The organism is Ornithinimicrobium panacihumi (assembly GCF_052073805.1).
Lineage (GTDB): Bacteria > Actinomycetota > Actinomycetes > Actinomycetales > Dermatophilaceae > Ornithinicoccus > Ornithinicoccus panacihumi.
The window spans coordinates 106,812-124,870 of record NZ_JBQGWG010000009.1 but is presented as its reverse complement, the minus strand read 5'-3'; the positions used below and the strand labels follow the sequence as shown (position 1 = coordinate 124,870).

Annotated in this window: 19 protein-coding genes and 1 pseudogene; 8 read left to right on the top strand and 12 right to left on the bottom strand. The window is 71.0% G+C overall.

Annotated elements, in window-relative coordinates; translation table 11 throughout:
- Positions 1–266: 266 nt before the first annotated feature.
- The gene (locus ACTMMA_RS10445; protein WP_441190065.1) at positions 267–620 is read left to right on the top strand and encodes a YciI family protein; all 354 of its coding nucleotides are present in this window, start codon (positions 267–269) and stop codon (positions 618–620) included.
- Here ACTMMA_RS10445 and ACTMMA_RS10440 read toward each other — a convergent pair.
- Positions 595–1,251, bottom strand: coding sequence for a DUF4230 domain-containing protein (locus ACTMMA_RS10440; protein WP_441190064.1), 657 nt, complete (start codon positions 1,249–1,251; stop codon positions 595–597). The genes ACTMMA_RS10445 and ACTMMA_RS10440 overlap by 26 nt on opposite strands.
- 53 nt (positions 1,252–1,304) lie before the next feature.
- Positions 1,305–1,697 carry an HsmA family protein gene (locus ACTMMA_RS10435; RefSeq protein WP_441190063.1) on the bottom strand — a complete coding sequence of 131 codons (393 nt, stop codon included), beginning with the start codon at positions 1,695–1,697 and terminating at the stop codon, positions 1,305–1,307.
- 113 nt (positions 1,698–1,810) lie between these two features.
- Here ACTMMA_RS10435 and ACTMMA_RS10430 point away from each other — a divergent pair, with 113 nt between their 5' ends.
- The 3 genes from ACTMMA_RS10430 (at position 1,811) to ACTMMA_RS10420 (ending at position 3,635) form a co-directional block, all read left to right on the top strand.
- Positions 1,811–2,191, top strand: coding sequence for an ankyrin repeat domain-containing protein (locus ACTMMA_RS10430; protein ID WP_441190062.1), 381 nt, complete (start codon positions 1,811–1,813; stop codon positions 2,189–2,191).
- Positions 2,192–2,220: 29 nt separating this feature from the next.
- Entirely contained in the window at positions 2,221–2,553 is a 333-nt protein-coding gene (locus tag ACTMMA_RS10425; protein ID WP_441190061.1) for a hypothetical protein, read from the top strand.
- A 296-nt stretch (positions 2,554–2,849) separates the two neighbouring features.
- Complete coding sequence (locus ACTMMA_RS10420) at positions 2,850–3,635, top strand: alpha/beta fold hydrolase (protein WP_441190060.1); 786 nt, start codon at positions 2,850–2,852, stop codon at positions 3,633–3,635.
- On the opposite strand, the gene ACTMMA_RS10415 is transcribed toward ACTMMA_RS10420, so the two are convergent.
- From ACTMMA_RS10415 to ACTMMA_RS10400, 4 genes are all read right to left on the bottom strand, one after another.
- Complete coding sequence (locus ACTMMA_RS10415) at positions 3,617–4,768, bottom strand: amidohydrolase (protein ID WP_441190059.1); 1,152 nt, start codon at positions 4,766–4,768, stop codon at positions 3,617–3,619. The genes ACTMMA_RS10420 and ACTMMA_RS10415 overlap by 19 nt on opposite strands.
- On the bottom strand, positions 4,768–6,243 hold the full coding sequence (locus tag ACTMMA_RS10410; RefSeq protein WP_441190058.1) for a YfcC family protein: 1,476 nt from the start codon (positions 6,241–6,243) through the stop codon (positions 4,768–4,770). The genes ACTMMA_RS10415 and ACTMMA_RS10410 overlap by 1 nt, the downstream gene beginning before the upstream one ends.
- A gap of 13 nt (positions 6,244–6,256) precedes the next feature.
- Positions 6,257–7,378, bottom strand: coding sequence for a mandelate racemase/muconate lactonizing enzyme family protein (locus tag ACTMMA_RS10405; RefSeq protein WP_441190057.1), 1,122 nt, complete (start codon positions 7,376–7,378; stop codon positions 6,257–6,259).
- A 125-nt stretch (positions 7,379–7,503) separates the two neighbouring features.
- On the bottom strand, positions 7,504–9,297 hold the full coding sequence (locus ACTMMA_RS10400) for a BCCT family transporter (RefSeq protein ID WP_441190056.1): 1,794 nt from the start codon (positions 9,295–9,297) through the stop codon (positions 7,504–7,506).
- Between the two features lie 236 nt (positions 9,298–9,533).
- Here ACTMMA_RS10400 and ACTMMA_RS10395 point away from each other — a divergent pair, with 236 nt between their 5' ends.
- Positions 9,534–10,076 carry a gamma carbonic anhydrase family protein gene (locus ACTMMA_RS10395; protein ID WP_441190055.1) on the top strand — a complete coding sequence of 181 codons (543 nt, stop codon included), beginning with the start codon at positions 9,534–9,536 and terminating at the stop codon, positions 10,074–10,076.
- 121 nt (positions 10,077–10,197) lie between these two features.
- On the opposite strand, the gene ACTMMA_RS10390 is transcribed toward ACTMMA_RS10395, so the two are convergent.
- The gene (locus ACTMMA_RS10390; protein WP_441190054.1) at positions 10,198–11,664 is read right to left on the bottom strand and encodes a GntP family permease; all 1,467 of its coding nucleotides are present in this window, start codon (positions 11,662–11,664) and stop codon (positions 10,198–10,200) included.
- A gap of 30 nt (positions 11,665–11,694) precedes the next feature.
- On the bottom strand, positions 11,695–11,934 hold the full coding sequence (locus tag ACTMMA_RS10385; protein WP_441190053.1) for an aldehyde dehydrogenase family protein: 240 nt from the start codon (positions 11,932–11,934) through the stop codon (positions 11,695–11,697).
- Between ACTMMA_RS10385 and ACTMMA_RS10380 the strand changes: the two genes are divergently transcribed.
- Positions 11,852–12,091 (top strand): hypothetical protein, encoded by a 240-nt coding sequence (locus ACTMMA_RS10380; protein WP_441190092.1) that lies wholly within the window; start codon positions 11,852–11,854, stop codon positions 12,089–12,091. The two genes, ACTMMA_RS10385 and ACTMMA_RS10380, sit on opposite strands and share 83 nt — an antisense overlap.
- A gap of 4 nt (positions 12,092–12,095) precedes the next feature.
- Here the strand turns inward: ACTMMA_RS10380 and ACTMMA_RS10375 are convergent, their stop codons facing one another.
- Positions 12,096–12,830 (bottom strand): enoyl-CoA hydratase/isomerase family protein, encoded by a 735-nt coding sequence (locus ACTMMA_RS10375; protein WP_441190052.1) that lies wholly within the window; start codon positions 12,828–12,830, stop codon positions 12,096–12,098.
- A gap of 102 nt (positions 12,831–12,932) precedes the next feature.
- On the opposite strand from ACTMMA_RS10375, the gene ACTMMA_RS10370 reads away from it, so the two are divergent.
- The gene (locus ACTMMA_RS10370; RefSeq protein WP_441190051.1) at positions 12,933–13,964 is read left to right on the top strand and encodes a Y-family DNA polymerase; all 1,032 of its coding nucleotides are present in this window, start codon (positions 12,933–12,935) and stop codon (positions 13,962–13,964) included.
- A 30-nt stretch (positions 13,965–13,994) separates the two neighbouring features.
- On the opposite strand, the pseudogene ACTMMA_RS10365 reads toward ACTMMA_RS10370, so the two are convergent.
- Positions 13,995–14,390, bottom strand: a pseudogene (locus tag ACTMMA_RS10365) (alcohol dehydrogenase catalytic domain-containing protein); the annotation flags it as partial.
- A 169-nt stretch (positions 14,391–14,559) separates the two neighbouring features.
- Here ACTMMA_RS10365 and ACTMMA_RS10360 point away from each other — a divergent pair.
- On the top strand, positions 14,560–15,894 hold the full coding sequence (locus tag ACTMMA_RS10360; RefSeq protein WP_441190050.1) for a hypothetical protein: 1,335 nt from the start codon (positions 14,560–14,562) through the stop codon (positions 15,892–15,894).
- 15 nt (positions 15,895–15,909) lie between these two features.
- Here the strand turns inward: ACTMMA_RS10360 and ACTMMA_RS10355 are convergent, their stop codons facing one another.
- Together ACTMMA_RS10355 and ACTMMA_RS10350 are read right to left on the bottom strand one after the other, a co-directional pair.
- Positions 15,910–17,568 (bottom strand): DUF5671 domain-containing protein, encoded by a 1,659-nt coding sequence (locus ACTMMA_RS10355; protein ID WP_441190049.1) that lies wholly within the window; start codon positions 17,566–17,568, stop codon positions 15,910–15,912.
- Positions 17,565–18,017: an LpqB family beta-propeller domain-containing protein gene (locus ACTMMA_RS10350; protein WP_441190048.1), complete on the bottom strand. Its 453-nt coding sequence runs from the start codon at positions 18,015–18,017 to the stop codon at positions 17,565–17,567. Before ACTMMA_RS10350 ends, ACTMMA_RS10355 begins: the two co-directional genes overlap by 4 nt.
- Positions 18,018–18,059 lie beyond the last annotated feature (42 nt).

The window sequence follows — 18,059 nt, the reverse complement described above, 5'->3', positions numbered from 1 at the left end:
CTCCTGCATGCCCTGATCCATGAACCCCCATGAGCCTCTCTGCTGAAAGACCTGACTTGTCAGGCACTGTCTACTCCATCTGCTGCAGCGATGGGGGGATGTCGGCGGCGTGGGAGTGGCCAGTTCGCCTGTTGTTCAACCGGGTCCCTCCCTGGTGTGATACAGATCACTGGGAATCCCGCGTCGGGTCGGTCGATCTGGCAGAGGCCCGCGCGTCATGAGGGTGAGCGGCCGCACCCCGGCGGCCCGGTGCGAAGGAGCGATCCATGAAGTATCTGGTGCTGCTGATGGACGACGGGGCCGAGAAGCCCTGGCCGCAGATGTCGGAGGCCGAGCAGGGTGCGTTGATGCAGAAGTTCCAGGACTTCGGTGCCGCCTGCGACGGCCGCGACGGCGTGGAGATCTTGGCCGGTGAGGCGCTGGGGGAGGGCGACGTGTCCACGACCGTCCGCTTCCGTGGCGGTGAGCGACTCGTCACCGACGGCCCCTTCGCCGAGGCGGTGGAGCACCTGGGCGGGTTCTACCTGCTCGAGGCGCCCGACCTCGACGTCGTCCTGGAGCTCCTGCGTCTCCTGCCGGCCTACGACATGCAGATCAGCCCGGTCGTCGACCCGTTCTGAGGGACGGGAGCCGGTCTTCTCCGACGGCCCCTATGCCGAGACCACCGAGCGTCTCGGCGGCTCCTCCGTCATCGACGTGGCCGATGGAGGTGCACCGTATCCCTCCGTCGTCACCTTCGTCGACGAAGGTGACGTCCAGCTCAAGGGCACCGAACATCCCGGTCAGCATCTCCTTGGTGTTGGCCTCAGCGCGCTCGACCAGCTCTGACTCCTCGGCGGCGGCCGCGAGCTTCTGCTCGGAGTGCAGGTAGAGGTCCTGCTGGTCCTGCGGGGAGATGGCGTCACCGATCCGGTTCACCACGCCACGCTCCTGGGAGTAGAGGTAGCTGCGCTCCTGGTCGATGTTGGGCTTGTCCAGCTGAGCCTCCGGCAGGCGGATCTCCACCGAGGTGCCGTCCTCGGACAGGGTGAGGTCTCCCTCGGCCATCGTCGAGAAGTCGACGTAGGCGTTGACCGTGCCCGCCGCCACGAAGAGCGAGCGCTCGCCGGCGAGCAGCACCGGCTGGCTCCGATCGATCGTCTCGGTCTGGAAGGGCATCTTGGGCCAGAAGTAGGCGCCGGCCGCGAAGAGCAGCGCGGCGAAGAACAACCCGAGGAACAGCCCGGAGACGATTCGCGTCACGGTGCGCATGGAGCTCCTTGGAGGATCGTGGTCACCGCCCACGGTGGCGGCGACCCTCCCCATTAGAGCATCGCGCCGAGCATCCCCGTGAAGTAGGGAACCAGCCAGATCGCCCACACCACGACCGAGAACCGGTGGAAGACCTTCCGCTCGCCCTCCCGGTCCCGGACGAGGACCACGATCGCCCACGCGAGGTGCAGGGCCATCAGGATCAGGGCGAGCGCACCGGTGACCGCCATCAGCGAGTAGAGCACCCCGCCCAACCCGGTCGGGCTCGCCGCCCCCGTGTCGGCGATCTGGCTCATCACCCACGTGCCGCTGGCGTCCGCGGCCAGGCCCAGCCCGAAGAGGACCGCGTGCTGGGGCAGCAGGGTTCCTGCGCGGTGCTCCGCCCAGACGCCCCAGGTGTAGAGGACGAGAGCGGCGGTGATGAGGATGATGGCGAGCGTGAGCATGTTTCCAGGGTCCGTCGTCGGACCCCTCGGCGGAGGTCCCCGCACGTCCACCCTTTGGTTGATCATCGGGATGGCCAGGGGCACCCCGGGACAGGCCCACCTAGGCTTGCCCCATGACGACGGTCCCCGACGGCTCCGACCCGCACGCGCTGGCCAACTGGCTCTTCGACCTCGCCCGGCAGGGCCAGACCGATCGCCTGGCCGCCTATGTCGAGGCCGGTGCCCCGGTCGACCTCAGCGACGCCGACGGCAACACCCTGCTGATGCTCGCCGCCTATCACGACCATCCCGAGACCGTGGCCGAGCTGGCCCGCCGCGGCGCCGACGTCGACGCGCTCAACGAGCGCGGCCAGTCGCCCCTGGCCGGTGCCGTCTTCAAGCAGGCCGACGAGGTCGTCCGCGTGCTGCTGGAGGCCGGGGCCGACCCGGACGCCGGCACCCCGACCGCCCGCGACACCGCCACGATGTTCGGCCGGCCCGAGCTCTTCGCCTGACCCGCGGCACTGTCCTATCGTGGCTGCCCGTGAGCCAGCCGTCCGAGCGTCCGCCGATCCCCTTCCTCATCTTCATCGTGGCGGTGCTCCTGGCGATCCTGGCGATCGGCGGGACTCTGCTCTACCGCGGCCTGTTCATGGACACGGCGCCCAGCCCCACCCTGCAGGAGCAGCTGGAGTCCGTGCCCGCAGTGAGGGACGTGCGGACCGAGAGCCACCACATACCCGGATCTGAGCCGGCTGCGCGCAGCATCGAGTCCTGGGTCACCCTGACCGAGGAGCTGACCTCCGACCCCGAGCTGACCGCCGAGCGACTGGCGGAGGTGAGCTTCGGCTTCCAGGAGTCGCACTGGAGCGTCTAGGGCTCGCACTCGACCGCCGACGTGCGCTATCTGGCCCCCGTGGACCCGGCGCCGATCCGGTGGTGGGCGGAGGCGGTCACCGCGCTCGACGCGACGTCCGCCGCCGACTCGATCCATTGCGACATCCTCGACCACGCCCTGCGCGCTCGCCGCCCTGGAGGGCACGGCCATCGGCCCGTGGCTGGATGCCGCTGGCGCCGACGAAGGCGAGGAGAAGGGCTTCTCGCTCACCCTCGGCTCCCAGACCTGGACCGACCCCACCGCCATCGAGTGAGCCACGCGCTATCGTCGCGCAGGTGAGCCCGTCGCACCACGCCCCGATCGTTCTCATCAGCCCGGCCATGGGTGTCGGCTCGCGCTACTACCGCATCCTCGTCGAGGACCTCCAGGCCCGCGGCTGGGACGCCAGGGCCCTGCCCCGCCGCGGCTTCGAGCCTGACGACGCCCCCGCCGCCCGCGGCAACGACTGGTCCTACGCCGACGAGATCGAGGTCATCGCCGACGCCGTCGCGCAGGCCCGCACCCAGCAGCCCGACCGGCCCGTCATCCTGCTCGGCCACAGCCTCGGCGCCCAGCTCGCCGCCGGCCACCAGCTCACGACGCGGACCCCGGCCGACGCCGTCGTCACGGTCGGCGGCTGCCTGCCCTACCGCCGGGACTACCCGCCGCGCCTGGCCCTCCCGCCGGCCATCATGGGTGGCCTCGGCGTGCCGGTCCTGACCCGGCTCTTCGGCCACGTCCCCAAGCCAGCCTTCGGCGGCCCCGGCGCCCGCACTCTCATGCGGGAATGGGGCCGGATAGCCGTCCGCGGCACGCTGCCCTTCACCGGGCCGCCGCACACCCCGCGCATCACCAGCCCCACCCTCCTCATCTCGCTGGAGGGTGACTCCTACGCCCCCGAGCGGGCCGTCCGGGCCTTCGGCGACCGCCTCTTCGACCCCGCCGCGACGCAGCACTGGACCTACGCCGACGCCGACGTCCCCGAGGGGCATTCCAACGGCCACCTGCCCTGGGCGCGCACGCCCGGCCCCGTCGTGGACCGGATCGTCGCCTGGTGGCAGGCTCAGCCCACCTCGGCCTGAGCCGCCGCCAGCACCGCCCGCGCCAGGATCTGCGCCGCCACCGGCAGCGCCTCGGTCGCGTAGGTCACCTCCGGGTGGTGCAGCCCCGGCGTCAGCCCCACCCCGACGGCCAGCATCGCGGTGCGCAGCTCGGGCCGCCCGTAGGAGTAGATGTGGAAGTCGTCGGCACCCGGCGTGACGATCTCCTCGGCCAGCCGCTCCTCACCCGCGACCTCGACGATCGCGGCGCGCAGCAGCTTGGCCGCCTCCGGGTGCACCTCGGCGCCGGGCGTGTGCTCGCTCCACCCGATCTCGATGTCCACCCCGTAGGTCGTCGCGATCCCGGCCGCGGCCTGATCGATCCGCTCGTGCAGCTGCTCCAGCACCTCGTTGCGCTGGGCCCGGATGTCGATCGCGCACTCGGCCCGTCCCGGGATCACGTTGGTGCTCGACCCGCCCGCCCGGATCCGGGTGATCTTGGCCGAGTAGGACTCCGACGGCGCGAACCGCAGCCTCGGCAGCACCTGGTGCAGCGCCACCAGCGGGTCGATCGCGTTGGCACCCTGGTGCGGCCTGGCCCCGTGCGCGTCCTGCCCGACGATCGTCACCCGCCCCGTCTCCGACGCACCGCTGTGCAGCGCCGGCGCGAACCAGCCGTTGTCCAGCTCCTCCGCGGGCCGCAGGTGCATGCCGAAGAGATGGCTCATCCCCTCCAGCGCCCCGCGCTCGATGAGGTCCGCAGCCCCGGTCCCCGGCTCCTCCGCCGGCTGGAGCAGCAGCCGCACACCCACGCCCTCCGGCACGCGACCCGCGAGCAGGTGTGCCGCGCCCAGCACGATCGCCATGTGCGCGGAATGACCGCAGGAGTGCACCGCATACCCGTCCTCGTCACCCATCCAGATGGCGTCGAGGTCGGCCCGCAGCCCGATCCACCGTGGCCCGTCGCCGAGCTCGACGATCGCGCCGGTCCGGTCCTCCTGCGTGTGCACCGTCGCGTCCAGCGGCTCGAGCTGCTCGAGGAGGTATGCGGTGGTGCCGGTCTCCTTCCACGCCGGCTCGGGGTGCTCGTCCAGCCACGCGTGCCACTGCGCGACCTTGGCGCCCAGGTCCAGCTCCTCGGCGCGCGCTCCCAGATCCGTCTCGCCCCCACCCATCAGGTCAGCCCGATCATCTCGGCGACCACCACCGAGATCGCCGCGATGACGATCCAGATGCAGGTCAGCGGCCAGAGGAACTTGACCCACTTCTCGTAGGGGATGTTCGCGATCGCCAGGCTCGCCAGCAGCGCGGCCGACGTGGGGATGATCGAGTTGCTCAGCCCGTCGCCGTACTGGAAGGCCAGCACCGCGACCTGCCGGTCGATCCCGACCAGGTCCGACAACGGCGCCATGATCGGCATCGTGGTGGCCGCCTGGCCGCTGCCGGAGGGGATGAACAGGTTGAGCACGGTCTGGGTGAAGAACATGCTGACCGCGATGATCGGCCCCGGCAGCGAGGACAGCAGGCCCGAGAGCCAGTCCAGGATGGTGTGGATGATCAGGCCGTCCTCGAGGATGACCAGGATCGCCCGGGCGAAGCCGACGATGATAGCGCCGAAGACGATGCCCTTCATCCCGTCGATGAAGGCGTCGAAGGTGCCGTTGAGCCCGAGGCCACCGATCAGGCCGGTCACCAGGCCGAGCATGATGAAGACCGCCGTCATCTCGGTGAGGAACCAGCCGTGGGTGAAGATGCCCCACATGTTCAGGCCGATGGCGAAGGCGAGCAGTCCCAGGACGATGCCGTGCCGGGCGGTGAAGTCCTGCAGGTCCAGCTCGTCGGCGCCCCCGTCCTCTCCCTCCGCGAGCCGGTTCTTCTCCAGGTCGGCGACGACGCTGACCTCCGGGTTGGCACGCACCTTCCGGGAGTAGCGCATCACGAACAGGATCGCGGCGGCGAGGAAGAACAGGTAGGGCACCATCCGGAACTGCCAGCCGCTGAAGAGCTGCACCTCCGCGATGCCCTGGGCGATCCCGACCGTGAACGGGTTGAACATCCCGCCGGAGAACCCGGCCGCCGCACCCAGGATGACGATGGCCGCACCCGTGACCCGGTCGTAGCCGAAGGACCACATGATCGCGACCACGATCGGGACGAAGACGATCGCCTCCTCGGCCATCCCGACGGTGAAGCCGAGGATCGAGAAGGTCGTCATCAGCACCGGGATGAGCAGCTGGTCGCGCTTGCCGAAGATCTTGATCAGGCGGCTGACCAGGCCCTCGATCGCCCCGGTCTCGCGAATCACGGCGAAGGCGCCGGCCACCAGGAAGATGTAGAAGACGATCGAGGCGCCGGCCTCCAGGCCCTTGGGGATGGCCTGGAAGAGCTCGAAGGCGTTGATCGGGTTCTGGTCCACGGGCTGGTAGGAGCCGTCGACGACCAGGTTGCGCTCGACCCCGTTGACCACCTTGGTCTCGGTCTCGAACTGCCCGGCCGGGATCAGATAGGTCAGCACCGCCGCGATGGCGGCGATGCCCAGGATGATCGCGTAGGTGTGCGGGAAGACGAAGCCCTTGCGCTCCGGGCCGTCCTCGTCCTTCTGCGGCTTCTTGGGATCTCTCGCGTCGTGGGCGTGGGCTGCGGTGCTCACTGGTCCACCTTTCTCATCGGGTCACCTCTCGCCGGTCCTCGGTCAGCTTCTCGAGCTGGTCGCGGTCCACGACCACGCCCAGGCCCGGGGTATGCGGCAGCGCCACGCCCGGGGGCGTGTAGGCGAGGTCTCCGATCTCCTCGGAGAACAGCAACGGACCGGTCAGCTCGGTGGAGTGGATGACCCGGCGGGCGGCGGCCAGGTGGTAGCCGGCCGCGGAGGCGACCGAGGACTCGACCATCGAGCCGATCTGGACCGTCAGCCCGGCCGCCTCGGCGATCCCGGCCATCTGGGCGGCCTTGTGCAGGCCGGAGGTCTTCATCAGCTTGATGTTGACCAGGTCGGCCGCGCGCGCCTGGACGATCCGCAGGAGCGTCTCGGGCCCCTGACAGGTCTCGTCGGCCATGATCGGCACGGGACTGTGGCGCCGCACCTCGGCCAGCCCCTCGATGTTGCCCATCCGGATCGGCTCCTCGACCCAGGCGATGCCCAGGCCGCCCAGGTCGCGCACCGACTCGATGGCCACGGCGGGGGAGCCCCAGCCCTGGTTGACGTCGACCCGGACCGGCACCCGGTGGTCGACCGCCTCGCAGACCGCCCGGATGCGGCGGACGTCCTCGCGGGCGTCGCCGGAGCCGACCTTGATCTTGATGGCGGCGTAGCCCCTCTCGATGCCGCGCTCGGCGTGGGCGGCCATGTCCTCGGGGGTGCCGATGGACACGACGTGGGGATAGGTCAGCGCGTCGTCGTCGCGGCCGCCCAGCAGGTCGCAGACCGGCAGGCCGGCCTCCTGCCCGAGGAGGTCGTGGAAGGCCAGGTCGATGGCGGCCTTGGCCGAGGGGTTGCCGCCGATGCGGGCGTCCATCGTGGCGTGCAGCGCTTGCAGGTCGGCAGGCCGCAGGTCGGCCCGCATGACCTCCGGCAGCAGCACGTGCCCGAGGACCTGGACCGAGGCTCTCGTGTTCTCGCCGGTGACGAACTCGTCGGCCACGCCCTCGCCCCAGCCCACCCGGCCGTCGTCGGTGTGCAGCTCCACCACCACCGAGGGCATCGCGTCCCAGCGGGCGTAGCTGATGACGAAGGGCTCGCGCAGCGGCAGGTTGATGTGGTGGATGACGGCCTTGACGATCTGCATACCTGTCCTCGTTCTGGGGTCGACGTGGACGTTAACAGGCGTGTCAAGGGCGTCATCCGGCCCGGATGGTCAGCGACAGGCCACCCGACCCGGACGGTCAGCGACGGACCATCCGACTCGGACGGTCAGCGACGCTCGACCGTCTGCGCGTCCTCCTCGACGAAGGCCTCGTTGCCGTCGGCGTCGACCAGGTCCGTGGCGACATAGGCCTCGGTCTCCGGCGCCGCGATGATCTGTCCCTCGGCGGTCGTGTAGTGCGGGTCGTGCTCGACCCCGGTCTCGGTCCAGACCTCGGTCTCGCCCTCCTCGAGGCGACGCTCGGCCTCGTCCGGGGGCAGCACCCGGCGCCAGCGCTTGGTCGCCAGCGGCAGCAGCTCGCCTGCGTCCTCGCGCATGGCGCGGTTGAGCGCCCACATCATCAGATAGCCCATGACGAAGAAGGGCAGCCCGACGATCGTGATGAACTCCGACAGCGCCGTGATGCCGGCGTCGGGGGAGAAGGTCAGCAGGACCGCGGCGACGACGCCGATGATGAGCGCCCAGATGATCCGCTGGTGCACCGGCACCCGGGAGTCGTCGTCGTGCCCCCGGGCCATGGAGTCCAGCACCAGGGAGGCCGAGTCCATCGAGGTCACGAAGAACAGCGCCACGATGCAGATCGAGAAGACCGACATCACCGTGGTGAGCGGGAAGTGGGAGAGGAACTCGAAGAGCGCCACCGGGGCGCCGCCCTCACCGGTCACGACGTCGACCAGCTGGCCGCCGCCCTCCCGGTTCTGGATGATGTCGAAGCTGGCGAAGGCGAAGATGCCGTACCAGATCACCGAGAAGCTCACCGGGGCCAGGAGCACGCCGGTGACGAACTCGCGGATCGTCCGGCCACGGGAGATGCGCGCGATGAAGATGCCCACGAACGGGCTCCAGGTGATGGTCCAGGCCCAGTAGAAGATGGTCCAGCCCTGCTGCCAGCCCACGTTGTCGTCGAAGGCGTCGTTCCAGAAGGAGAGCCCGGGCAGGCTGGTCGCGTAGTAGCCGACCGCCTCGATGGTCCCGCGCAGCAGGTGCAGGGTCGGGCCGGAGACGAGGACGAAGAGCATCAGCGCCACGGCAGCCAGGATGTTGACGTTGGACAGCACCTTGACGCCCTTGTCCAGGCCGAGCCAGACGGAGCCGAGCGCGACGAGGGAGACGGTGCCGACGATGAGCATGATGCTCAGGGCGGTCTGGTCGATCCCCAGCACCCGCGACAGACCGGCGTTGATCTGGAGCGTGCCCAGCGCGATGGAGACGGCCACGCCGAAGACGGTGCCGACGATCGCCAGGATGTCGATGGCCTTGCCGACCGGGCCGTGGATGCCCTTGTCGCCGAGCAGCGGGTGGAACAGCGAGCTCACCCGCGGCGGCAGGTTGCGCTGGTAGATGAAGTAGGCGAAGGCCAGCGACGGGAGGGCGAAGATCGTCCAGGTGTGCAGCCCGAAGTGGTAGAGCGTGAAGCTCATGGCCTGCTTGGCGGCCGCGTCGCTGCCCGGCTCGACGTTGGCCATCGGCGGGTTGGCGAAGTGGTTCACCGGCTCGGCCACGCCCCAGAACATCAGGATCGTGCCGATCCCGGCGGCGAAGAGCATCGCGAACCAGGCCGTGAACGAGTGCTCCGGGGGCTCATCCTGGGGGGAGAGCCGGATCCGGCCGAAGCGGCTGGCGGCCGTCATGATTAGGTAGATGAGGAAGACCGTGACGCCCAGGATGTAGAACCACCCCAGGTTCTGGATGATCCACCCGGAGCCGGCGGAGAAGAAGCTCGCCGTGGCGGACGGGAAGGCCAGGGTCACCGCGATGAAGAGGGCGGCCAGGGCCACCGATCCGAAGAAGATCGTGGGGGAGGTGCGCAGGCGCAGTCGGTCGTGCAGCGATGTCAGCATCGGGTTCTTCCGGTCGGGTGTGGCCAGGGGCTACCCCGGCCGGGAGCGCCATCCACCGTAACGAGACTGAGGCTGGATGCAACCTGGGCGCCGGCGGGTCGGGCGCTCCGCGCCTATCTCCGAGGGGGTATGCGGCGCCCCTCACCTCCGGGCAGGATGGGGGCAGGATCGGCCGACCGGCACGACCGATCCGCATGCTCGCCCTGCACGACCTTGACCCAGCTGAGGAGATCTCCATGACCGCACCCACCACCGGCCTCGTCCTGCCCCTGGGCGACCGACGCCCCGAGATCGACCCCGAGGCCTGGCTGGCGCCGACCAGCGTGGTGAACGGCAGCGTGCGGATCGGTGCCGGCAGCAGCGTCTGGTACGGCGTCTCCGTCCGTGGCGACAACGCCCAGATCACCCTGGGGGAGCGGGTCAACCTGCAGGACAACGTCGTGGTCCACGCGGATGCCGACTTCCCGACCACGATCGCCGACGACGTCTCCGTCGGTCACGGCGCGGTCGTCCACGGCTGCTCGGTGGGCAGCGGCACGATCGTGGGGATGGGCGCGGTGGTGATGAACGGCGCCTCGGTCGGCGCGTCCTGCCTGGTCGCCGGTGGTGCCGTGGTCCTGGAGGGCACGCAGATCCCCGACGGCTCGCTCGTCGCGGGTGTCCCCGCCAAGGTCCGCCGTGAGCTGACCGACGAGGAGCGCGACAGCCTGCGCAAGGGGATCGCGCACTACCCCGACCTCGCCGTCCTGCACCGCACGGCACTGGCCGACCTCGCCTGACGGCTACGGGTCTGCTCGTCCACGGCGAGCAGAACCGTAGGGACCCAGGAAGAGCCCAGGACCCCCGCTGCCACGAGGGCGGCGGGGGTCCTGGTGCGGGACGGGCTCGAGGAAGCTCGGGTCAGAAGGCCCCGAAGAGCGTGCCGAGCACGCCGATGGTGATCACACCGGCCAGCGGGATGATCACGGTGATGACACCGACGTCCTTGTAGGACTCGCGGTGGGTCAGGCCCGTGACCAGCAGCAGGGTGATGACGGCTCCGTTGTGCGGGAGGCTGTCGAAGCTGGTCGAGGCCATGGAGGTGATGCGGTGCATCACCTCCATGTCGATCCCCTGGGACTGGGCGAGCGCCGCGAGGTCCTCGCCGAAGGCGTTCAGGGCGATCGTCATACCGCCGGAGGCGGAACCGGTCACACCGGAGATCACGGCGGTCGACATGGCCGAGGTCACCAGGGCGCTGTCGGCGATCCCGAACAGGTTGTCCCGGATGACTGCGAACGCCGCCAGGGAGGCGATGATCGCTCCGTAGCCGACCTCGCTGGCCGTGGTGAAGATCGGGAGCACCGCGTTCTTGGCTCCCTCGGACAGCTGCTTGACGTAGGTCGTGAAGGCCCTGGGGCGCATCGCGATGATGAACAGGATGGCCACGAGCATCGCCACGGTCACGGCCCAGATACCGGCGACCTTGGCCACCTCGATGTTGCCGTACTTGGCTTCGGCGAGGTAGCTGGTGTTCATCGCCGGGATGATCGCGTAGGTCATCAGGGCGTTGCCCGCCACGACGATCGCCACGGGCAGGATGCTCAGCAGGCCACCGAGGGTGGTCTCGGGGACCGTGTAGTGGGGCACGTCACCGTGGTGGACGCCCTCGTCCTCGCGCAGCTCGTCCTCGACGTCGACGGGAGCCAGCGGGGTCTCGCCCCGGCGCTCCATTTCGGTCGGGTCGGAGAAGGACTCACCGGCGGCCTTGAGCTTGCGCTCGCGCCAGGTCAGGTAGAGCATGCTCAGCCCGAAGACGACGACCGCCGCGATCAGACCGATGATCGGGGCCGCGAAGGTGGTGGTGCCGAAGAAGCGGGTGGGGATCGTGTTGTGCACCTGCGGGGAGCCGGGCAGGGCACCCAGCGCGAAGGTCAGGAAGCCCGCAGCGATCGCGGCCGGCATGAGGCGGCGGGGGATGTCCGCCTCCCGGAAGAGCGAGGTCGCGATGGGGAAGACGGTGAAGACCACGACCCAGGCACTGACGCCGCCGTAGGTGAGCAGGGCGCTGGCCAGGACGGTGACCAGGATGGCCTGCTTGGGACCGAGGAGGCGAGAGATCCACTTGGCGAAGCCCTCGGCATACCCGCTGACCGACATCAGTCGCCCGAAGATGGCGCCGGTGAGGAACAGCGGGAAGTAGGAGCCGATGAAGTTGGCCAGCGCAGGCATGAAGATCTGCGTGTAGCTGGCCAGCAGCGGCGCGCCGGAGAAGAGCAGCGCCACCATCGCCGCGATGGGGGCGATCGCGATGACGGAGTGGCCACGGTAGGCCAGGAAGATGAGCAGCGCGAGGGAGACGAAGATCCCGACGAGACCGAGGCTCACTTGGCACCTCCTAGGGTTGAGAGCTTGACGTTAACCTGCTTGACCTGCGTGAAGGCGTCCAGCGCGCCCTCGATGGAGAACACGGCCGATGCCGGACTGCTTGTAGCCGCCGTAGGACTGGCCCACGACCTGGCCACCTCCCTGGTTCACCTGGACCCACCCGGACTCGATCCGGTGGGCGGTGCCGATGGCCTCGTCCAGGTCCTTGGACCAGACGAACGCGGCCAGGCCCCAGGCCACCTTCGTCGCCGCACTGGCGCCCGCGCACATCCGCAGGTCACCGACCCTCTACGTGCTCGACGCGATCCGTCGTGAGGTGCGCCGCCGCAAGCACGAGCTCCTGCCGCAGCAATCCCTCATGCCCAGCAAGGGTGACACCAGCAAGGTCGACACCACCAAGTCGACACCTCAGGGCCGTAGGAGGTAGGCGCTCAGCCCTTCCAGTGCGGCGGGAAGGCCAGCAGCATCGGCTCGGCGGCCCGGGCCACCGCCTCGCTCACGCTCTCTCCCGGCCGCACGAAGCGGGAGTCGGCGTGGAGCCGACCGGAGGTGCGGGAAGCCTCATACCTCGCCATGTCCTCGGGGCTGCCGTGCACCTCGTCGAAGAGCCCGAGACGCTGCGACTCCTCGATCTCGACGACGTGCCGACCGTCGGTGAGGCGCTCGGCCTCCTCCGGCCCGAGCAGCTCGGCCAGGCTCCAGCGGGTGTAGCCGTCCAGCTGCATGCCGTGGTGGCCGAAGGGGAAGACCAGGCGCGGCGCGCCGACGGCCACCCGCCGGTCGCAGGCCGCCATGATCTCGATCCCGCCCCCGGCCGCGCCGCCCTCGACGACGGCGACGACCTCGCGGTCGAGCAGGTGCAGCGATAGCAGGCAGGTGACCACGGCCTCGACGAACACCTTCGAGTGCGCCTCGTCGGTGCGCGCGAAGGTCAGCGCCCCCAGGTCCGCGCCGGAGCAGAAGTAGCCACCGGCGCCCATCAGGTAGATCGGCCCCTCGGTGCGCTCGGCCGCCTCGGCGACCCGGGCGCCCAGGTCCCGCCACATCTGGAGGGTGAGGGCGTTGCGCCGCTCGGGACGGTCGATGACCACGACCATGCCCAGCGGGCTGTCGGCGATCGTGACCGGGGAGGGGCTTGGCTCGACGGGAGCCGCGTCAGGCTGCATGGGGCAAATGTAGAACGCCGGGGTGGACCGCCCGTAGGACCCTGGCAGACCGACAGTGCCACCCGGGCCGGGTCTGTCGGTGGCCGCTGGGAGGGTGTGGCCGTGCTCATCCACGCGGACGCGGACGCCTTCTTCGCCTCGGTCGAGGAGCGGGACGACCCGAGCCTGCGCGGCGTGCCCTTCGTCGTCGCGCACCAGGTCGTGGCCTGCCCCAGCTATCCGGCCCGGGCCCTGGGCGTCCGTGGTGGCGTGCCCGTCGGGCACGCCCGCCGGATCCTGCGCGACCTGCGACTGGTGGAGCCGCGCCACGAGGCCTACGAGACGGCCAGCCGTGACCTCTTCGCCCTCTTCGCCTCGGTCACCGCCTTCGTCGAGCCGGGGTCGATGGAGGAGGCCTTCCTCGACGTGGAGGCCGTGGGCCTGGACCCGGTGGACACCGCCCGCACCCTGCGCGAGCGGGCCCGCGCCGAGCTCGGGCTGCCGGTGAGCATGGGCGTGGGCACGACCAAGCTGATGGCCAAGGTGGCTTCCCGCCGCGCCAAGCCCGACGGGATGGTGGTCATCGGTCGCCGCGAGGACCGGACGGTGCGCCACGCCCTGAGGCTCGAGGAGGTATGGGGTGTCGGTCCGGCCACGGTGGAGGCGCTGAGGCAGCAGGGTTGGCGCACCGTCGGCGACCTCGCCGCGCTGGAGGTCAGGGAGCTGAGCCCCATCGTGGGCACGACGGCAGCCCGACGGCTGGCCGCCGTCGCGGCGGGGCTCGACGACGCCAGGGTGAAGGTGCCGGGGGAGCGGCGCTCGGCCGGGGCGTCCCGCACAATCGCCCCGACCCGCAGCCGCAGCGTGGTGGAGGGCACGGTGCAGGAGCTGCTGGCCGCCGCCGACGGCCGCCTCCCCGCCGCGCTGGAGGTGGCCAGGATCGACCTGGCGCTCCGCTTCGACGACGGCGTGGTCGTCGAGCGCACCCACCAGCTCCGGTCCGCGGTGCGGGACACGGACCTGGTCGGCGGCCTCCTCCGCGAGCAGCTCGCGAGCACCGGGTGGATCGACGACGGGCGCGGCGTCACCTTCCTGGGGATCGGCCTGCAGGGGCGGCCGCGCACCGTCGCCGAGGGTCAGCTCACGATCTTCTGAGCGGCACCCTGCGATCCGTCAGGCGATCAGCGCCGGCGCGGTCATGTATTCCGCCATGCCGCCGTCACGACCCAGGCCGGTGGCCGCATAGCCGACCTCGTGGGGACGCTCGCAGTAGGTGTCCTGGCCGCGCGAGCACGCCTTGCACCGGCCGCAGCCGATCGGCCCGTAGACCAGGTAGGCCTCGCCCTTCTCGAAGCCCTTGACGCCCTCTCCGACCCAGCCGGAGGCCTCGTGGCCGAGGATGAGGGGCGGGGCCAGCAGGCCGTTGGGGTCGGACTCGAAGTCGTGGAAGAGACCGACGTCGGAGTGGCAGGCGCCGGAGCCGGCGACCTTGAGCAGCACCTCACCCGGTCCAGGGGTGGGCCGCTCGACGTCCTTGAGGACGGGGAACTGCTTGTAGGCCTCGAACACGACAGCGCGCATCGCTCACTCCCGGGTCTCCCGGAACGCCGGCGCGGTGGCCCGTGCGACCAGCCGCTGGCGACCGGTCGTTCCGCCTCCATCCTTGGCCTCGGACGCCGCTCCGGCAGGTCGTGCCCCGCCCCGCTGGCTAGGGTGGTGGCCCAGGGCTGCCGACGAGAGGGGATCACCGATGCGGGGTGGTCGCGCTGGCCGGTGGCTGCGGGGGATCGTGGCCGGAGCCGGGGCGTTGGCGCTGGTGGCCTGCCAGCTCAACGCCGGCACCAAGGGCGAGGAAGAGTTCACCGAGCACATCCGCGCAGCCTTCGGTGCCCACGTCTCCGAGATCCCCGTCCGGAGCTCCAACGACATGCCGGGCGCGGGGTCGCTGTGGGGCGAGGTGGTCCTGCGGCCCGACACCCCTGCCGACGTCTTTGCCGAGGTGCTGGACGCGGTGGAGACCTTCGAGCCCACGGCCCGCGTGAGCTACCACCCCGTCGGCGTGCGCGCCAACGGCGTCAGCGTCTGCGTGGACGATCCGCAACGGGCGCGGGCCCAGGCCCTACGCGACGGGCTCCTGGCCAGGTCGGCCTCGCTGCAGGGCGGGTGGGTGTGCGGCCCGCGCAACGCACCCTCCGCCGCGGGCTATCGGGGCACTTTCGGCGCGTTCGTCGCCGACACCGAGCTGGTCAGGAGCATCGGCAGCGACCTGGAGCTGGTGGGCGGGCTGACCCGCCCCGAGGGCCACCTCTCCGGCCGGTGGGTCGAGGTCCCGACGACGGTGGGCCCGGTGGTGGAGACCGTGCGCAGCCGCCACGACCTGGTCGCACTCGCGATCGACGGGCCGAGCCTGCGGATCGCCGTCGATCCCACCACCGACCTGTCCGGGACGGAGGCCGCCGTGGCCACGGTCGCGGGGGAGGGGCTGCGGGTCGAGCTCGCCCAGGGCGCCCTCTCGCCAGACGCTGCGCAGCGGTATGCGGCATTCGGGCCGATCGCGGACCTCGCCCGGGCGCAGCCCGGCGTCGAACGGGCTGCGGTGCGCTCCGTCCACCTGGAGCTCACCGTGCCCGCCGTGGCCGACGTGGTGGAGGTCTACCGCGCCGTGACCGAGGGCGTCGTGGACCGTCCGGACGGCTCGAGCCTGGTCATCATCGTCCCCGGCGCCGACGGGAGGTCGGGGAGCGAGTCGATCTACACGCGGCACGCCTCGGCCAGGGGCGAGAACGTGGAGCTGTTCACCGAGCTGGTGCCCAACCGGGAGATCGCGAGGGTCCGTCTCACCGAGGACTCCGACGTGCAGCAGTGGTGGTTGCAGCTGCAGGTGGCCACCTCCCTGGAGCAGACCCTGCCCACGCTGCGCGGCGTGATCCCGGAGGGTCGGGCCGTGAACCTCTTCGGGGCCGGCCCCGACAGCTCGATCACACTGACCGCCCGCGACCGGCTCACCGCCGAGGACATCACCCGCTCGCGCCTCGACGTCTCGGCCCGGCAGCGGCTGGCCGAGGCCTGGAACGCCGGCGGCTGACCGACGCCCGCGCGCTCAGCCCTTCCGCGCAGCCTCGGCCAGCACCCTTCGCACATACTCCTCGACCGGCACCCCGGCCTCGGCGGCACGGGCCACGAGCCCGTCGCGCACCTCGATGTCGATGCCCGGCACCGTCATCCGGACCGTGCGTGGGTCAGCATCCACGGGAGTCCGCGGCCCGATCCGCTCGGCCTCCGCACGGTCCGCCCGGAAGACGGTCCAGTGGTAGGCCGAGAGCAGCCCGGTCGTGACCAGGATCCCGACCACGAACCGGATCCGCCGCAGGGTCTCGGCGTCCACTCCGCCCTCGAGCACGTCCTCGAGGACCAGGTAGACCAGCATCAGGAGGGCGATCACCGCAGCCACGCCCATCACCCCGAAGAGCACGAGCAGATAGGCGCGACGGGTGGGCGAGCCGACCTCGCCGCCGGGGTCGGCCTTCCTGGCCCGCTGGGCCTGACGCCAGTGCCACCACCACACCGGCAGCCCGACCGCGAGCAGGACGAGCGCGCCGAGCAGGGCGTTGAGCGCCGTGCCGCCGACGACCAGGTCCGCCCCCGAGGCCACCGCCTCGACGATGGTGACCAGCACCATGACCAGCCCTGCGGAAGCCGCGAGGAGGCCGACCGCCGAGAGGAGGTACTCGTAGACCCGGCGGACCTCGGTGCGGGCGTGCCGCGGACGCGCGTCGAGGACCTCGCGGTGGTACCACCAGACCAGCAGCCCCACGACGACGGCGGCCAGCTGGGCCGGGGCGGCGTGGAAGTGCCGCGCGGCGGTCGCGTGGCGGGGATCGCCGACGAGCCAGACCAGCACGTCCCAGCCCAGGATGCTCGCGGTGAGCACGGCCAGCAGCAGCCCGCCGGCGACCCCGGCGAGCAGCACGATCGCCAGCCACCCCGTGTCGCGACGGCTGTGCAGCATGTGGCGGAGCCAGTAGGTGGACCAGGCCAGACCCGCGACGAGGAGCACGGCGGCACCGGCCGCGATCGAGGGCCAGACCGGCCGGCCGACGACGACCGAGGCGTTGAGGCCCAGGAGCTCGCCGAAGGCGGGCGTGAGCACCATACCGAGCCCGATCCCTGCCCCCACGAGCGAGACGAGGGAGCCCAGGAGGTGCAGCGGACGCAGGTGGCTGGTGGGCGTCACCCGGTGGCTCCACCAGTGGTGGCCCAGCCAGACGACGGTCCACACCAGGGTCTGCCCCGGGGGGTCGCCGTGCAGCGGGTGGAGCCCGGCCAGGCCCCCGACCGAGCGGTGCCACCCGACGAGGGCGACGACGAGCGAGACGAGGCTGACCAGGGTCAGGTAGACGACCCACCCAACCGCCCGCGGCTCGGCGGGATCGGTGCGCAGCCGTCGGTGGGTCCACCACGCCAGCGCGGCCCAGAGCGGCAGGGCGATGAAGGTGAAGGTGAGCTGGAGCGCGAGCGCCGTGTCGTCGCGCAGAGGACCCTGGTCGGACTCCAGGAGGCGGCCGACGAGGCCGCTGACGCCGGATGCGGAGGCGAAGAGGAGCCCGGAGAGGAGGGCGTACTGGAAGAACCGCCGGATCGAGTGCCCCGTGATGCCGGGCGAGTCGTACCCGTCGTGGCCGCGACGCGCGGAGAGGACGCCGCCGACGAGCGCGGCGATGATGATCACGACGGCGGCGGAAAGGGTGATGCCGATCATCGTCCGCCCTCCTCGCAGATCTGGAGCGGCCACGGGACCTCGGTGAGCCGCCAGCCGTCTGGTCCGTGCACGAGGACGAAGGTCTGCTCCTCGGTCCAGCCGTCCTGCCCGAACGGGCCGCCGTCGCCGTGGACCACCTCCACGTCGACGAGGGCCCGGTCCGCGCCTCCCGGGTGCCGGGTCCCGCGCAGCACCACGCGGGAGGCAGGGTCGACCCAGACGTCCGCGAACTGACGCGAGCTGCGGCCACCCTCCGGGTCCAGGTATGTGGCAGCCCTCCCGTAGTCCTCGGCGTAGACCGCCTCCAGGTAGGCCTGGACGGTCGCCTCCGGCGAGCCGTCGGGGAGAAGGTCGTTGCCGCGCGTCGTCGACAGGACCGCGCCCACGACGGCGAGCAGCAGCAGCGCCGCAACGGTGATCGCCAGGATCCGTCCTGGTCTGGTGCTCATGAGGCCAGTGTGCTCCCTGCCGGGAGTCCGTGGTGGGATGCG

What these genes read in the sequence shown, in the direction of transcription:
- ACTMMA_RS10445 (WP_441190065.1), top strand. Translation starts at nt 267, where the DNA reads ATGAAGTATCTGGTGCTGCTGATGGACGACGGGGCCGAGAAGCCCTGG.
- ACTMMA_RS10440 (WP_441190064.1), bottom strand. Translation starts at nt 1,251, where the DNA reads ATGCGCACCGTGACGCGAATCGTCTCCGGGCTGTTCCTCGGGTTGTTC.
- ACTMMA_RS10435 (WP_441190063.1), bottom strand. Translation starts at nt 1,697, where the DNA reads ATGCTCACGCTCGCCATCATCCTCATCACCGCCGCTCTCGTCCTCTAC.
- ACTMMA_RS10430 (WP_441190062.1), top strand. Translation starts at nt 1,811, where the DNA reads ATGACGACGGTCCCCGACGGCTCCGACCCGCACGCGCTGGCCAACTGG.
- ACTMMA_RS10415 (WP_441190059.1), bottom strand. Translation starts at nt 4,768, where the DNA reads ATGGGTGGGGGCGAGACGGATCTGGGAGCGCGCGCCGAGGAGCTGGAC.
- ACTMMA_RS10405 (WP_441190057.1), bottom strand. Translation starts at nt 7,378, where the DNA reads ATGCAGATCGTCAAGGCCGTCATCCACCACATCAACCTGCCGCTGCGC.
- ACTMMA_RS10400 (WP_441190056.1), bottom strand. Translation starts at nt 9,297, where the DNA reads ATGCTGACATCGCTGCACGACCGACTGCGCCTGCGCACCTCCCCCACG.
- ACTMMA_RS10395 (WP_441190055.1), top strand. Translation starts at nt 9,534, where the DNA reads ATGACCGCACCCACCACCGGCCTCGTCCTGCCCCTGGGCGACCGACGC.
- ACTMMA_RS10380 (WP_441190092.1), top strand. Translation starts at nt 11,852, where the DNA reads ATGGCCTCGTCCAGGTCCTTGGACCAGACGAACGCGGCCAGGCCCCAG.
- ACTMMA_RS10385 (WP_441190053.1), bottom strand. Translation starts at nt 11,934, where the DNA reads ATGTGCGCGGGCGCCAGTGCGGCGACGAAGGTGGCCTGGGGCCTGGCC.
- ACTMMA_RS10375 (WP_441190052.1), bottom strand. Translation starts at nt 12,830, where the DNA reads ATGCAGCCTGACGCGGCTCCCGTCGAGCCAAGCCCCTCCCCGGTCACG.
- ACTMMA_RS10360 (WP_441190050.1), top strand. Translation starts at nt 14,560, where the DNA reads ATGCGGGGTGGTCGCGCTGGCCGGTGGCTGCGGGGGATCGTGGCCGGA.
- ACTMMA_RS10355 (WP_441190049.1), bottom strand. Translation starts at nt 17,568, where the DNA reads ATGATCGGCATCACCCTTTCCGCCGCCGTCGTGATCATCATCGCCGCG.
- ACTMMA_RS10350 (WP_441190048.1), bottom strand. Translation starts at nt 18,017, where the DNA reads ATGAGCACCAGACCAGGACGGATCCTGGCGATCACCGTTGCGGCGCTG.